11 protein-coding genes and 1 pseudogene are annotated in these 14,843 nt (G+C 64.3%); 3 read left to right on the plus strand and 9 right to left on the minus strand.

Features of this window, described 5'->3' with window-relative positions:
- Positions 1 to 11: 11 nt before the first annotated feature.
- Positions 12 to 659, minus strand: a complete 648-nt coding sequence (locus tag ACTRO_RS03230; protein ID WP_051450243.1) for a universal stress protein — start codon at positions 657 to 659, stop codon at positions 12 to 14.
- Positions 660 to 1,389: 730 nt separating this feature from the next.
- Entirely contained in the window at positions 1,390 to 2,688 is a 1,299-nt protein-coding gene (locus tag ACTRO_RS42670) for a cellulose binding domain-containing protein (protein WP_169739808.1), read from the minus strand.
- Between the two features lie 46 nt (positions 2,689 to 2,734).
- Between ACTRO_RS42670 and ACTRO_RS03240 the strand changes: the two genes are divergently transcribed.
- Positions 2,735 to 3,358 carry a nucleotidyltransferase family protein gene (locus ACTRO_RS03240; RefSeq protein ID WP_034261017.1) on the plus strand — a complete coding sequence of 208 codons (624 nt, stop codon included), beginning with the start codon at positions 2,735 to 2,737 and terminating at the stop codon, positions 3,356 to 3,358.
- 8 nt (positions 3,359 to 3,366) lie between these two features.
- On the opposite strand, the gene ACTRO_RS46755 is transcribed toward ACTRO_RS03240, so the two are convergent.
- From ACTRO_RS46755 to ACTRO_RS48570, 6 genes are all read right to left on the minus strand, one after another.
- Positions 3,367 to 3,531, minus strand: a complete 165-nt coding sequence (locus ACTRO_RS46755) for a hypothetical protein (RefSeq protein ID WP_157435701.1) — start codon at positions 3,529 to 3,531, stop codon at positions 3,367 to 3,369.
- Positions 3,532 to 3,570: 39 nt separating this feature from the next.
- On the minus strand, positions 3,571 to 3,927 hold the full coding sequence (locus tag ACTRO_RS03245) for a group II intron maturase-specific domain-containing protein (protein ID WP_084315932.1): 357 nt from the start codon (positions 3,925 to 3,927) through the stop codon (positions 3,571 to 3,573).
- 142 nt (positions 3,928 to 4,069) lie between these two features.
- Positions 4,070 to 5,974, minus strand: a complete 1,905-nt coding sequence (locus ACTRO_RS03250; protein ID WP_034261019.1) for an ATP-dependent nuclease — start codon at positions 5,972 to 5,974, stop codon at positions 4,070 to 4,072.
- Positions 5,975 to 7,673: 1,699 nt separating this feature from the next.
- Positions 7,674 to 10,253 carry a serine/threonine-protein kinase gene (locus ACTRO_RS03255; RefSeq protein ID WP_157435703.1) on the minus strand — a complete coding sequence of 860 codons (2,580 nt, stop codon included), beginning with the start codon at positions 10,251 to 10,253 and terminating at the stop codon, positions 7,674 to 7,676.
- A gap of 37 nt (positions 10,254 to 10,290) precedes the next feature.
- A protein-coding gene (locus tag ACTRO_RS03260) for an IS3 family transposase (protein ID WP_245594284.1) occupies positions 10,291 to 11,525 on the minus strand; the annotation gives its coding sequence in 2 pieces (ribosomal slippage) (positions 10,291 to 11,249 and positions 11,249 to 11,525; 1,236 coding nt in all).
- Between the two features lie 123 nt (positions 11,526 to 11,648).
- On the minus strand, positions 11,649 to 12,278 hold the full coding sequence (locus tag ACTRO_RS48570) for a TetR family transcriptional regulator (RefSeq protein ID WP_051450248.1): 630 nt from the start codon (positions 12,276 to 12,278) through the stop codon (positions 11,649 to 11,651).
- Between the two features lie 15 nt (positions 12,279 to 12,293).
- Here ACTRO_RS48570 and ACTRO_RS49425 point away from each other — a divergent pair.
- Together ACTRO_RS49425 and ACTRO_RS42680 are read left to right on the plus strand one after the other, a co-directional pair.
- A pseudogene (locus ACTRO_RS49425) lies at positions 12,294 to 12,509 on the plus strand (aldo/keto reductase); the annotation flags it as partial.
- Positions 12,510 to 12,724: 215 nt separating this feature from the next.
- Positions 12,725 to 13,810 (plus strand): pentapeptide repeat-containing protein, encoded by a 1,086-nt coding sequence (locus tag ACTRO_RS42680; RefSeq protein ID WP_169739809.1) that lies wholly within the window; start codon positions 12,725 to 12,727, stop codon positions 13,808 to 13,810.
- A 153-nt stretch (positions 13,811 to 13,963) separates the two neighbouring features.
- Here the strand turns inward: ACTRO_RS42680 and ACTRO_RS03280 are convergent, their stop codons facing one another.
- Complete coding sequence (locus ACTRO_RS03280) at positions 13,964 to 14,245, minus strand: fibronectin type III-like domain-contianing protein (RefSeq protein WP_157435707.1); 282 nt, start codon at positions 14,243 to 14,245, stop codon at positions 13,964 to 13,966.
- Positions 14,246 to 14,843 lie beyond the last annotated feature (598 nt).

A 14,843-nucleotide genomic window follows, 5' to 3' on the forward strand; every position in this document is an offset into this window, starting at 1 on the left:
CCGCTTCCACGCTACGAGCAGCGCGCTGTGCACGCCTCTTCGTAGTAGCCGCCCGTGGGGCCGGAGAACATGGCGGTCGGCGACCACGCCCGCACCGCGTGCAGCGTGGCCCGATAACGCGAGGCGGCCGCGAACGCGAAGCGGAAGGGCTGATCGGATCGGTCAGGCCCGATGCCGAGCACGACCCCGTCGAACACGGGTTCCGGTACCTCGCCGCGCACGACCACCAGCGGGCAGTGCGCATGCGCAGCCAGGCTTCGGCTGACCGAACCCAGCAGCATGCCCGCGAAGCCGCCGCGGCCGCGCGTGCCGGTCACCAACAGCGCGGCCTCCGTGCTCAGGGCACTAAGCGTGCGCGCGGCGGAGAGATCGGACAGTTCCATCTCGATATCCACGCCGATGAAGTGCTCCTGGACGCGTGCTGCAGCCGCTTCGAGCAAACGCTGCCCCTCTGCGCGGCGATGCTCCGCGTAACCAGGAGGCGCGAGCGGGAGAGCACTCGGCAGTTCGAGCGCGTGCACCAGCATCAGCGGCACGCCACGCGACATCGCCGCCAGCGCAGCCCACGCCGCAGCACCCGCGGAGTTCTCCGAAGCGTCCACACCGGCGACCACGGGCCCCGGAAATCTCTCGTCGGCGAGTCCGTCGGAGGTCCGCATCGTTCTGCCCTCCTACCTCCGCTGCTCGGTGTGTTCAGCGGCCCCTTCTTCACCAAGATCGCTCGCTCGCGCGCAGATGCACGGGGACGAAGGTCCCGGATTATCAAGATCACGGCGTGGCTCGCCGGGGGCGAGACTGGCGGCCTCTTGACGGGGTTCGGGAACTTCGCTGGAGGAATTTCGGAAGGAGTTCAGGGGCGAGTGAGTCCGGCGCTCGCGGACGGGAGCCTCGCGCAGGGTGGAGTCTCGGCACTGCTGCGGCGTTGGTCACGTCCGCTGTGGTGGTGTCCGGACTCCGCGAGGGCCTGTTCCGCGTTCCAGAATAGGTCTGAGGAGTCGTCTCGGCTTCCATCCAGGGCCCGGTATTAGCGCAGGGAATTGCCCTGAACTGCGGACCAAGCGTTCTACCGTGGACGGAAGCCGGGAAGGTCAGGCCGGATCCGGTGTCGAAGGTGTAGGTGGTGGCTGCTGCGGCGGAGTGTGCCGTGACGAGCGCGGTGGCGGCCAGGGCCGCGGCCGCGGCCGCGGCGAACAACCCGGACCGGCGCAGGGGGAGCGAGTCGAGCGCCCCGCGGCTGCGTTGGCGCGCTGCTGTGTTCGGACATGAGCATGGCTGCCATATTCATTGAGGGCGGGGCGGCGGCTTCGGCGGCGTTCACCAGTGAAGCCGCCGCTTCCGTCTCTCGTGCACGGGCCGGTCGGGTGGGCGGGTCCGGCGCTTCTGGCCCGGTTAGGGGCTGGTGCAGGTGATCGCGGTCGTGGAGGGCGTGCCGCTGGCGAGGAATCCCACGGTCGTGGAGCCGCCGGGGGCGATTGCGCCGTTCCAGCTGAGGTTCTTCACCGTCGCCTGGGATCCTGAGGTGGTCAGTGTGCCGTTCCACAGCTGGCTGATCGTCTGCCCCGGCCCCAGGGTCCACCTGATCGTCCATCCATTGAGCGCCGAGGCACCGGCGTTGACCGTGATCTGGGCCTGGAATCCGCCGGACCAGGAGTTGACGGTCTGGTAGGTCGCCGTGCACGGGCCGGTGGCCGGCGGAGTGGAACTAGGCGTCGCGGACGGGGTGGGTGACGCCGTGGCGCTGGGCGTCGGAGACGGAGCCGTGGTGCCCTCGTACTGTGCGGCCACCTTCGCCAGGTCGGTGCCGCTGCCCTTCATGTACGCCTGGTTGACCCAGGCAGTGAAGGCACTCTGCGTGGCCGGTGAGGAGGTGCCCGACCACAGTTCCTCCTTGTCCTGGTCGAAGTAGCTGACCAGTTTGAGGTCGGGGTAGCTGCCGGACTGCAGGGCGGTGGACATGTCGCTGATCCACTGGGCCTTGTTCCCGCCGTCCTCGCTGGACCCGACCTCGGCGAGCATCACCGGTCGTTTCGGTGCGATGGCGCGGGCCTGGGCGTAGGCGCTGGAGAACAGGGCGTCGAAGGACGTCCAGTGGTTGCCGGTCGGATCCCACGACGGATCCAGCCCCCAGTTGTAGCCGTCGATCGCCACCCAGTCGACGTAGGCGTCGCCCGGGTAGGAGAGCGCCAGGTTGTTGTACGCGGCATCCGGGGTGGAGCCGTTGTTGAAGCACCACACCCATTGCACGCTCGTCGCGCCGGCTGCGACGACGAGGTCGTGTACGTGCTGGTAGGCCTTGATGTAAGGGGTGGGATCGCTGTTGTTGTTGACAATGCCCCAGGGGTACCAGTTCCCGTTGAACTCGTGCCCCCACCGCACCATGATCGGTGCTTTGACCGAGGCGAACTGCGCCCCCTCGGCTTTGATATAGGCGTCCCACTTGCCGTCGATGATGTCCTGGAGATGGATCTGGCCGGCATCGTCGACCCCGAGGTTGGGGTTCCACGGCTCCCAGGTGAAGTCCATCATGATGCCCTGGCTCCACAGGGTCCTGGCATCGGCCGCGTCGAACGCGTCGCCGCTCGCCCAGTTGTCGAACCACTGGACGCTGGCCGGGGCGACACCGTACCGGCTTAGGACTGGAAACAAAACAAGCTCGGGGCGCGCGTGCGCTCCGTCGCATGGTGCCACGCCAGCCCTCCGGACCGGCCCTTGGCCGATCTGATAGACAGTACGCATGCAGACTGGGCGGTTGGCTCTGGATGAGCAGTTGCGCGTCTTGCAGCCCGTGCTGGAGCGCAATCGCACGCTGGTGGAGGTTGCACAGCGGTCGGTTGGCCTCGGGCTGCCGGATTGGTACCTCGCGGCCGGCTGCGTGTGTCAGACGGTGTGGAACGTTGCGACTGGTCAGGCAGCCGACCGAGGGATCAAGGACTATGACCTGGTCTACTTCGATTCGGCCGATCTCTCATGGGAAGCCGAGGATGCCGCGATCCAGGCTGGTATGAGAGTGTTCGGAGACCTTCCGGTTGTGGTGGAGATCCGCAACGAGGCCAGGGTGCACCTGTGGTACGAGGAGAAGTTCGGGGTCCCATGTGTGCCATACGACTCTACCGAGGCCGCGATCGACACCTTCCCGGCCACGGCTTGCTGCGTGGGCGTCCGGATCGAGGACGATGGCCGGTGGAGCATGTATGCACCGTACGGTTTATCGGATGTCTTTAACCTCGTCATCAGGCCCAACCCGGTCCAAGTGACTCGGGAGGTCTACGCAGCTAAAGCCGACCGATGGCGCCGTCAGTGGCCCGAACTGACCGTGACCGCCTGGTCGCCGAACACGCCCGGACTCGCGACCTCGTAGCAACGGGGTCACCGTGCGTTGCGCAATCGGCGCCAGCAGATGATCGCGCAGCCGAGGGCGAGGAAGGCTTGGTGGATGTCGTCGTAGGGTCGGACCGGGGCGCGGCGCTGGTGTTCCCACCAGCCCGTTTCCCCGGCCCGCCCTCCGAACCGGACGTGCCCGTCACCGAGCATCCGGCTCTCCACAAGCCCCGTTGGGCGGGATGTCTTCCCTTATGCACCTCTGGGCCAGGGAGCGGGGATCTTGGTTCCCCGGTAGAGGTAGCGTCTGGTGCCTACCTTCGCCGGGTTGAACAAGACCACCTCTCCGTCGGCGGGCCACCAGCCGTCGTTCGTGAAGCGGCGGCGCAGTTCCTTCCAGGTGGTCTTCGGGTGTTTGCGTCGCAGCCATCCGAAGACCCGGCGCCACAGGTAGGCCCTCACGTAGGCGAAGGTCTTGCTGGAGCAGCCGTACCGGAAGTAGGCGGTCCAGCCACGCAGCATCGAGTTGAGCTGACGCAGCAGGGCTTCCAGTGGCAGGTTCTTGCCCTGCCGGCACAGTGCCTTGATCTTGGCCGTAACGGCGGCCAGCGCCTTCTTGGCCGGATAGACGTAGACGTAGTGACTTGCACCTCGTCTACCAGGCGCGTCCTACAATCGCTGGTCTAAGCTGGGCCGAAATCGCCACTGTCCTCGCAGGTCAGGGAGGGGCACTCGATCCGAGCTGCACCCGTTACGGTTTGAGCTTCATGTTCCTGATCTTCTCAAGCAGGTTCCTTATCTCGGCGGGAACCTCGTCTGTCACCGTGGCAGCCGCGTGCCGGTAGGTAAGGGAGTCCTTGCCAGCGAATCCGATCCCCTGGTCCACCAGTTCGCCCTTGCGGACAACGAAGTCGAGCCACCAGGCATCGAGCTGTGTTTCCAGCATGTCCTCGAAGACGGCGAAGGTATCGTTCACCTGGGTCATCGGCCAGTTTTCCTCGGCCCCGCCGAGGTACCTGAGCAGCAGCTCATTCAACTTCGCAGCATTGGCGGCTGTGGATTTGGCATCATTCTCGTCTCGACCGCGCTCACGCATGCGGTCTGCGCAGCCCTTGTCGCCATCGAACAGGACATAGGCGGGAATGCCAGACAGCTCCAGGACGGCATGGGCCAGCATCAGTCCCTGCTTGGAGCCGACCGGTGCGACCGTGATGCCGCTGACCGACAGCGGGCGGCGGTCGCGCTCCGCGGCTCCCTCAATGACTGCCTGCTCGGTACCGCCCTCAACCAGTGCGACAGCATCGGCGAACAGGGCATCGCTGAGGCTGTTAAGACAGACTCCGTCGATCTGCCTGCGGATTTTGTCGGGTGTCAGGAATCCACTCAGCCGCTTGCAGACGTCAGCCAGCGTCACGTGCGAGACTGCCACCAGCCAGGACTGAGGGCCGGCACCCGTCGTGCGAGTAATCCGCCGCACCTGCTCGAAGCGCCGAGGTTCGATGAAGTACGCGCTGTGAGTCGCGTAGGTGACCTGGAGCCCTTGGGCCGGGTCCTCAGCGAGCGCACGCAGGACCGTTGCAAAGGCGCGCGCTTGCACTGGATGCTGGAAAAGTTCTGGCTCCTCGATGGCCAGGCAGATGATGCCTTTGTTGTCGGCTGCGGCTCCACGCTCGGCGAGGAGCTTGAGGGCGGAGATGAGCAGTGCGCGCTGAAATCCGTGGCCTTGTCGGTCGACCCGCGTCTCCACGGTGTCGTCGACCACACTGACGCGGAATTGCGCTCGCGCTGGCCGAAAATCAACCTCCCTGGCACTGACGCGCACAGAGCGGCCGCTGGTAAACGCGCAAACCGCTGCCGACAGCTCTTGAGAGAGCGTGTCGAGTTGCGAGCCAAAGTGCTGAAGCTGGATCGCCTCCTGCGCCTCCTGCAGTTGGCTGCTCAACTCCGCTAGGGCGCCGTCCGCTGCTGTGCGGTCGATTGCCATCTCGAGCACGCGGCCGATGATGGCATTTTTGGAGTCCTGTGCTTCCTCGCTGGCTCGCAGATCGGCGGTCACCAACACGAAGTCAAAGATGCCGGACAACTTTCCTTGGCCAGCGAACCCAAAAAAGTTCGTGCCCTCAATTTCAGCTTCGACGAGCTGGTCGAAATGCTCGCGTTCCCACGCGAACATTGCCTGCTCAACGGCGGCCGCACTTGTGGCGGTTGGCAGGTTGAGCTGCGACTCGGCCTGCCTTAGCTGGTTGTAGGCGGCCCGCTTTGCCGTCGCGTTAGCTTCACGCCTCACCACCTCAAATGGAGGGTAGGCCAATGCCTTGCCGGTGATTTTATCAACCCCGTCGTCCCAATGTCGCCAGATAACAACCGTGTCGAGATTCTCTGGAGCGTATTTTCCGAGCGCTACCCTGTCTTCCGCCGAGAGCTTATGGAACTCGACCTCGACTGTAATCCTTCGCTGATCTGCCGGCGCGCCAGAGAAGATGTCCTCGTCGGTTAGCTGTGTCGCCTTGTCGCCGTTGAAAAACCAGTCAAGCGCGCGAAGCACTGATGACTTACCGACGCCATTTGGTCCGATGAACGTCGTGACGTCATCGAACATTACCTCGACATTATGGAGGCAGCGAAAGTTCTTGATCCTGGCGCGTTTAATCAGCACTCACATATTCCACTACAAGATCACGAAACCCGCAAGCTACTTACTGAACTCTGGCGTACCTCGACCAAAGATGGCCCGCCTGCCCGCGCGCATTAGCTACTCCGTATAGTCAGTTGGGACTATGGGGCACGGCCGCTTGGGCATCCCATGCGCGTGAGACTCGGCTACAAACAGGCGGGCGCGCACGCTTGAGGCGCCAAACGGTGCGGCAGATCGGCGGCACTGTGTGACGTGTTCATCGCGCTGCTGTCGAAGGACAATCCGTACACATCCGAGCCGGCGATCGACGTGACACCGCGCTATCGACGACCCTCGCTACGAGGCTTCGGGGAGCGACGGCCGCCCCGGCCGAACCGTTGGTTTCGAGGCCTGCGCCCTCAACCGCTGTTGGCGTGCCGCCGCATCGTCAAGCGTCTGCCGATCGGTCGGCTCCTGGGGCTGGTCCGGCGGCTCGTCTACCGCTGTTGCTTGGGACGGTCGTGCGGCCTTCACAGGCTGTTCGGCCCAGATGATGCACGTTCGGCGCTCTTGAGCGGCGATGGTTGTGATGGGGTAGGTCGGCTACCGCGTCGGCGGCTGCATGCAACTGCGGCGAACGAGGTGCAATAGTTGGAGACGGTAAAAGCTCTTCGGAGTGACACCGAAGAGTTCTAACGAGGTTTCAGCGACTTGCTGTGTGGGTCGGTGGACTGCGCCGGACCGACTTCGAGGCTGCGGTTCCGGTTCTCGCCTGAGCGGGAGAGCCTAACGGGTCGTCGGAACTGATTGGCGACGACCCTCGAACTCACTTCCGCCGGCACCGTCCCTCGGGGAGCTCAAGGCTGTTGAGCCGGGCGAGTGCTATCCGGCGGAGTGGAAGCGGGTCAATAGATCGGTGTGGTTGACGGCAGTCACGGTCGGTTGAATACCGTTCCGTGTTGTTCTCGATGCAGAGCGGGATTCTCCGGGCGCTGCTCCCACGGCGCTCCCTGCTCCCACGATGATGGGAGCAAGTACAAGTAAAGCACATGATTACCTTTCGGTAAAACATGGGCCTGGCCTGCATACTTCGCGGTGGGCGATACTGGGATCGAACCAGTGACCTCTTCGGTGTGAACAAAGCAATCACTTAATATCTCTTACAAGAGATTATGGCACGCATTCGATTGACGTGCAGCTTTTCTGATTCCCTGTCGTGTAGCCCTTCCATTCAGTGCGGTTCGATGCGGTTGAGCGATGTTCGAACGGCCGTTTGCTCCCCGGGTTGCTCCCCGTTCCTGCTCCCAGCTGCTCCCAAGCGATGCCGGTTGTGTGCGGGGCGCTTGACGTGCTCCCAGAGCGGCTGACGACCCGTTCGTTCTTCTCGCGGAAGGCCTTTGAACTGCGAGTACTTCTCGGCGGCTGGCGCCATGAGGGGCGTTGCTGGGCTGCCGATGGCTCGCTGGGAGCACCCGGAGGCTGCTCCTGCTCCCAAGCGGAGGTGGTCAGCGCGAACTCCTTGAACGGCCGAGCTCGAGCCTGGTCGTCGACCGCGCTGCTCCCAATCCTTGGGAGCAGGTGAACTCTTCGGGCTCTCCGAGGAGGTAGGGTGCGCCGGGTTCCGGCCAGGCTTCGGGCTTGGCGCTGCTAGGCATGGAAGGTTTGAACTGCAGCGAAATCAAGAGCCGTGGTTGGATCCCGGCGCGCTTCACCCGTGTTCTGTTCGGCCGTCAGCCAAAACCTATTCCTCCTCCGCCGCGGGCTGGCCTTCGGCCGTCGGCTGGGGCACTGCCTTGCTCGGCCACCACGTTCGCTGACCCATTGGAACCGGGCCGCGCCGGATCGGGAAGTGCCAGAGACCGCGCCAGAGTACGTGCTGCCATTCGGCTGGATCGGCTCCCTCGGGTGGTGTCGGAGACCATTCCTGCAGATCCGTGCTGGTCATGCGCGCGCGGCTCTGCTCAGAATCCGGGAACTCGTGCTCCGCAAGGACCACCTGGCCGATCGGGCGGTACTCGACTCCAGCCTGGGTGATGGCCCAGTCTTCTCCGTGCAGTTCGTACATCGCGCCGTGCAGCTTCCAGGGCGCGAATGGATCGCGGCGCTTGTACGCGACCGCGAGGACGATCGCTCGATGCAGGTCCCGAAACACCTGCGCCCAGTTGATCGTTCGCGGGCCGTCCCAGCGATCGGTTGCTCGGAGCTTGGCATTGATCCGGCCGGCCACCTCGGTCGGCGTCTCGGCCGAGGTCCAGTTCTCCTCGATGACCGGCGTTCCACCGCCGGGTGCGGCGTCAACCCATGCCTTGACGTTCAGGAACTCGCCGTTCGGCGTGGAAAAACGTCCGTCACCCATGTGGAACTGCCAACTGAAGGTGATGTCGATCCTGGGTTCGAGGCTGGCCCGCAGCGTAATCTCCCCCTCGGCAAGGGCATCGAGCTTGTTCGCGGTCCCCATCGAGCCCGCTACCGAGAAGAACGAGACGTCCTCGCCAAGCGTGGCGATGATACGGTCCTCGTCCTGAACCTCCGAAGCGCTCTGCTCGTCGAGTTGGCTCTGGATCTCATCCCTGCTGTCGCTCGGCCGGGTGGAGTCGTCGCCGGCGTCTGAGTCGGACAGCAAGTCCAGGATGGCGTCAGCGTCCGCTTCCTTGGATCCTTCCCTTATGGTCGCGTTGAGCTGCCTCCAAAAGAGCAGGAACACGTCAACGGTGTCCCCGGTCAAGCGGTCTGTGTTGCCGTCTTGATGACGGGTGACCCACCATCGCGGCACTCCGGATTCGTTGGTGCAGTAGAGATTTGCAGTGATCCTGGAGGCGACATAGACCTCCGCCAGCATGAGAAGAGGGCCGACGGGCAGTGTTACCTTGCTCAGACCACCCAGGTGCACTCTAAGTTCTTGCTCGCCGACCGCGAGTGAGTACACATCGCCGTCCTCCGAGTGCGTCGCGTCGTAGACTGCGCGCGTCGCGGCCTCGGTTACGCGCCGCCAAAGGCCGGTGAAGGCGTAGCGCGCCTGGCGCTGGAGGCCGGCGTGCTCAATGGCTTCGGCGGTGGCAGCGCCCGCTTCCAGTTCCTTTTTGATCTGATTCGCTCTGAGTGACTGGAGTCGGCGCTGTGCGTCGGACATCGCGCCGTCGGGCCGGAGCAACTCGATGATGCGGCGCGCGTCCGTGGGTCTCGCACCAGGGTCCTTCTGCAAGAGCTCGGCGACGGCCCGGCGGACCATCGGATCGGTCCCCTCTGGGAAGTCCGGGATCAGAGAGGCCTGCGCCTGACGAAGGTTGTCTCCGGTGATCGGCAGAGTGCCGTTGAGCGCTTCCAATGCCGACAAGCCGAGGGCGTACATGTCGGACATCACCGTCTCCGGGTCGCCGTTGTGCAGTTCCGGAGCCTTGTACTCCGGCGTGCCGCTGTCCTTCCAACTGACGGATGCGGTTGCCCTGTCCAGAATTTTTGACGTGCCGAAATCGGCAAGGCACCAGCGATCCTGATACCACAGGATGTTGTGCGGCTTGATGTCGCGGTGCAGCACCCCAGCGACGGTCAGCTCCTGCATCGCGCGTGCTACATCCAACAGCAGGTTCCTGACCTCGTCAGAGCCCAAGGCTCCGGATTCGGCAATCCGGCTCGCGAGGCTGTGATCAGCCAGAGGCATGACCAGCAAAAGTTCGCCGTCCCGATGCGCGTAGTCGAGTACGGGCACCAGGTGCTTTCCCCTGGCTTCGCGGAGCTCACGAGCGATCTCGACCTCGCGCTCAGCCAGTCGGGGCTCCTCCCTGCGCCGCCGGTCGGTGTCTAGCCGAATCGTCACGTGCTTGACTGCGACCGGGTTTCCCTCGGCATCCTCGCCACGGTAGACGTGCGTGAACAGACTCCCGTGGCCCAGAGTGCTTTCAGTACCGTACCTGTAGACCTTTCCCTCGTCACTCGTGAACTGCTGCATGGTGGTCGTAGAAGATGAGGACTCCGGGGCGGAGGGCGCAGTGAGCTGGGTGAGCCGTTCCACCGCCGGGCGGAGCGTTATTTGCGTGCGCAGAACCTCCGCCTCCACCTCCCGGTACAGCTGCAGCGGGTCGACGACCCCATTAGCAAGGTCTCGGTGCCGGCGCGTGTCCAAGGCTTCGAATTCCGCCTGCGTACCCTCTGCCTCTCGGAGGAACTGCTCAGCCTGCGCGTGCCAGGCAAGGTACATCCGGCGCCCGTCCTCGGCCCCGGTCGGTCCGTGGAAGCCGGACGACAAGAGATTCTTCGATGAGAGGTCCTGTGTCTCAAAGAGCCGCAGCGCGTTCGCGGCTTGATCGCGGTTGAGTGGAGCCACGGCACCATTGTGAACCGCTCCGGGATCGGTCCAGACTCTATGGCTGGGGTTCCAACTGCGGTTTTGACTGTGTGAGGTAGAACTCTGTCTCGTACTCTACGGGTGGGACGTGACCTATCTCACCGTGCAGCCGGGTGTTGTTGTACCAGTCGATCCACTCGGCGGTGCCCAGTTCGACGTCGGTCAGGGTGCGCCAGGGGCCGCGCCGGTTGATCAGCTCGGTCTTGTACAGGCCGATGGTCGACTCCATCAGGGCGTTGTCGAGGGCGTCGCCCACCGTGCCGATCGAGGCGGCGATGTTCTCGCCGGCCAGATGGGCCGCGAGACGGAAACTCGTATATTGAGAACCCGCGTCGCTGTGATGGATCAAACCTTCCCGGTCCTGGCCGGCGCGGTCGCGCTGCCACAGCCCCATCTCCAGGGCGCCGAGCACGAGCGGTGTCGCCTTCGAGGTCGCGGCGGACCACCCGACGATGCGGCGGGAGAAGGTGTCGACGACGAAGGCGACGTAGACGGTCCCACCGTAGGCTTGTACATACGTGAAGTCGGCTACCCAGCAGCGGTTCGGCGCGGGGGCGACGAAGTTGCGCTGGACCAGGTCCGGGGCTCGCTCGGCGGACGGGTCGGGCACGGTGGTGCGCACCTTCTTCCCGCGCACCGCGCCAGACAGGCCCAGCTCGCGCATGAGGCGCTCGACGGTGCACCGGGCCACCTCCTGGCCGCGGCGGTTGATCTCCCGCCAGACCTTGCGGGCGCCGTAGACGCCGAAGTTCTCGCTGTGGACGCGGGCGATCAGCGCCTTGAGCTCGCCGTCGCGCACGGCGCGCGCCGAGGCCGGGCGCTTCTTGAAGTGGTAGTACGTGCTGGGATCGATACTGCAGCCGTGCGCGGTCAGCGCGGTGCAGATCGGCTCGACTCCGCCGAAGCGGTCCCGGTGCTCGTCGATGAACGCTACGAGCGTGTGTGTGGCCGGTCGAGCTCGGCCGCGAAGAAACTCGCCGCCGCCTTGAGGATCTCGTTTGCTCGCTTGAGCTCCGCGTTCTCCCGCTTGAGCCGCTTGATCTCCTCGGCCTCCGCCGTCGTGACGCCCGGGCGGGCACCGGCGTCGACCTCGGCCCGGCGCACCCAGTTCGTCAGCGTCTGGGCGGTGCCGATCCCGAGCTTCGCCGCGATCGACTTGATCGCCGCGTGCTCGGAGGGGTACTGGTCCTTCGTCTCCAGCACCAGGCGCACGGCCCGGTCACGGAGATCTTGTGGGTATGGCTTGCTCATGACGGACTTGATCCTTCCAAAAGATCAAGCCTGGATCAACTCCGGTACGGTTCATTGTGCCGTGTCGACCGAAGCCATCATCAGACGCCAGCGAATGGCCATTGATCCGGTATAAGCCCCAAATCAGCGGCCATGTCCTTGTCGCAGCGGTGGCGTCTGTACACCCAGATGTGCGAGAGCCAGCTCGACAAGGCCTTCGCGCTCCTCGTCTGTCAGCACCGGACCGGCGGCGCCGTCCGGGGTCCGTGGCGTCGCCGCCGGCTCACTCCAGCCGTAGATCGTCGACAGGCGGCCGAACACCACGGAGCGAATGCCGCCTAGGGCGAAGGTCGTGCGTAGTTCACGGTCGTGCTCTGGGCCGGGAATGCTGGCGGCCAGCGCGGCCTCGATCCTTTGCGGGGTCGAGGGCAGGCCGTGAGTACTGCCGATCGCGGCTCGAGCTCCGGGGTCGGTGAGCAGCGGGTGGAGGCCTGGGATTCCCGGGATCAGGTGGTCGAGGTAGCCCCTGATGATCCGCTCCGGTGCCATGTCGCCCGGCTCCGCCGCGGCCGCGAATTCGGCGAGGGCCCGCGAGATTGGGCCGACAAGCCCTTCCAGCAGCTCTTCCTTCGACGCGAGGCGGTAGTAGAGCGCCGACTTCGAGATGCCGAGCCGCTCGGCCACGTCGAGCATTCTGGCACCCGAGCAGCCGTGCTCGGCGAACAGCTCGGCGGCTGAATCCAGGTTCGGCCGATTCCTCAAGTCCGAAGCCATCACCGACAAACTCCTCGCCAAGCCCGCGACCTCAACGCTCTCGCGGCCGGACGCGGGCAGGCGCTCGCGCAGATGGCCACACAGTGGGTCATCCGCGACCAACGGATGACCTCCGCCCTGATCGGCGCTTCGTCAGTCAGCCAACTAGAGCAGAACAACGCCGCCGTGTCCGGGCGGGCGTTCACGTCCGACAAGCTTTCGGCGATCGACGTGCTCGCCGTGCTTGCATAGCCGACGGCCTGGGCGACAGCCTTGCGACCAGCGAACCGCAAGGCAGCCGGCAACCTCTGGACACGCTCGACATTCAGGGGCTCTCGCCACTTTGGTCCGGAATCATGTTCGGGCATCATTGCGTCATGAACCACGGCCTGAACCCGCGCCGGCGTCCGCCGGTACGTGCGCACCGTCCGATCACAGCCAGGTGGAGCGCGCCTCTCGTTGTGATCATGAGTCTCTCGGTGCTGGCTCTCATCGCAGCACTTGTATATCTGCTGCTCGGTCCGCTCGCTGAGCGATTCATCCAGCCGGCCACCGCGAACCTGTCGACGAAGGATCGGCTAGACGAGCTCGAGAGCGCGCGAGGTCTCCTCCTCCAGGTGCTAGGCGGTCTCGTCGTGACCGCTGGACTGGTCGCCACCCTTGGGACGCTCCGGTACACAGCGAGAACGTATCGCGTGACGGAGCAGGGGCACGTCACTGACCGCTTTTCGAAGGCCGTGGAGCAACTCGGGTCAGACAGGCGTAGCGTTCGGACGGGTGGCGTGTACGCACTTGGACGGATCATGAAGGATTCGCCGGAAGACCATGAGACAGTCGTGCACGTTCTGACTGCATTCATTCGCGAACAGGCGCTTCATCCCTCCGAGGAGGAGAAGGTCAAGTTGATGTCGCTGCCGCCGGCGCAACGGACACACCCACAAGTTGATATAGCAGCGGCTCTCTCGATGTTACGCACTCGAGACCACTACGACCTGGACGAGCCGATCGACCTCTCCGGCGCGTACCTGCACGGCGCGAATCTCCGAGGAGCAGACCTCCGCGGCGCGAACCTCGGTGATGTTGACATGTGGGGAGCCGACCTAAAAGACGCGGTCCTCGACGGCGCCCGCCTGTATCGCGCAAACCTGCGCGGTGCAACACTTAGCGGAGCCACCCTTATATCCGCTCACCTCACAGCTGCTAGCCTACCTGCCGCAACGTTCACTCATGCCAATTTGACATCGGCAGATTTGAGTGCAATTGAGGATTTCTCTTCCGCAAGCTTCACTGACGCGACTCTTATGCAGGCCGATTTTTCCCTCTCGAAGCTGAAGGGTGCCAGATTCGTGAGGACGAACTTCACAGGTGCGTTTCTCTCTCAAGCCGTTCTCTGGGGCACTGACCTGAGCAAGGCAGTTGGGCTGAGCGCTGAGGGGTTGGTGAACGCTCCGCGAGACGGCGAGACTGTTCTGCCGGCGTCGGTCCAAGCGGAGTTGGACTTGCGAGGCGAGTCGAACGCTTCGCAGACTCAGCCTACGCAGGAGAAGAGCTAGCGTCTCACCTGCAGGCCTCTACCTTTGTTGGCCGCTCTGGCGTCAGCCGCAGACGGCGACGTATACGTTTCGGCTCTAGCGTACCTCCGAGAGTACCCGTGTGCGTCGGAGCCGATGGCTTTACAGGCCCTCATCGCCCACGCTCTCCGGCGGCTACAGCCGCACGGGCGTGTCCATGGTGCGGGTGTGGTCGATGATGTGCACCTCGCCTTCGAGGTCTACGTCGGCGGAGCGGCCCAGGTCGCCGTCCGATTGGGCGACCGTGGGCACGATGTGGCCGGGTTCGACGCGACGGTGCAGGTCGCGCCTGGTGAAGCCGGACAAGTCGGTGTGCACGTCGAACTCGACGGTGCGGGGTTCTCCCGGATCCAGCTCCAATCGCGCGAAGCTGAGGAGCCGGCGGACCCAGGCAGGCGATAGTGATGCACCCCGGATTTCGTGGAGGCCTGGGAAACAAGGTTTCGGGGTAGCGGTGAAGTTCGACCCTTATGAGGTCGGCAGTTGCGCACTTCGTCAACGCCGAAGAGCTCGATAGTTCCCACGACTGCTGCGCGGTGGAATCGAGCGTGAGCTGACGGCCCGACAGGAATCCTCTGAATTGCACTGAACTGCACCCAACGGGCCTCAACTGCACCGAAATGAGCTCGTAGAACGAGACCTTGGGTGTGAACAACGCGCTATTGTCATTAGATTCCTGAATCTAATGACAAAAATAGCCCGTGGGCTGCGATGATGCAAGTGGCGCGATCAGCCATTTCCGCCATTCGGTGTAGTTGGCGGCCGTTGGCCGGCGGCGTGGGAGCAAGTCTGCTCCCGCCTTGCTCCCAGGGCTTGCTCCCACGGCTCCCAGCCGGGGCCGATAGCGATGGATCTGCTCCCAGCCGTGATGACAGGCCGTCAGATTCCGCCCCATCACGCTGCTGAACTGCGCAAACTCATTCTTCTGGACGCGAAACACTGATTCTTGGGCCACGCATCTGCTCCTACAGGCGGGCATCAGAGTCCGCTGAATCAACGTGAGGCGATCATATCG

Origin of the sequence: Actinospica robiniae DSM 44927 (assembly GCF_000504285.1) — a bacterium.
GTDB lineage: Bacteria > Actinomycetota > Actinomycetes > Streptomycetales > Catenulisporaceae > Actinospica > Actinospica robiniae.

Excerpts from the sequence above, each read along its gene's own strand:
- ACTRO_RS03230 (WP_051450243.1), bottom strand. The coding sequence starts at position 659 with ATGCGGACCTCCGACGGACTCGCCGACGAGAGATTTCCGGGGCCCGTG.
- ACTRO_RS03240 (WP_034261017.1), top strand. The coding sequence starts at position 2,735 with ATGCAGACTGGGCGGTTGGCTCTGGATGAGCAGTTGCGCGTCTTGCAG.
- ACTRO_RS46755 (WP_157435701.1), bottom strand. The coding sequence starts at position 3,531 with ATGCTCGGTGACGGGCACGTCCGGTTCGGAGGGCGGGCCGGGGAAACG.
- ACTRO_RS48570 (WP_051450248.1), bottom strand. The coding sequence starts at position 12,278 with ATGGCTTCGGACTTGAGGAATCGGCCGAACCTGGATTCAGCCGCCGAG.
- ACTRO_RS42680 (WP_169739809.1), top strand. The coding sequence starts at position 12,725 with ATGAGTCTCTCGGTGCTGGCTCTCATCGCAGCACTTGTATATCTGCTG.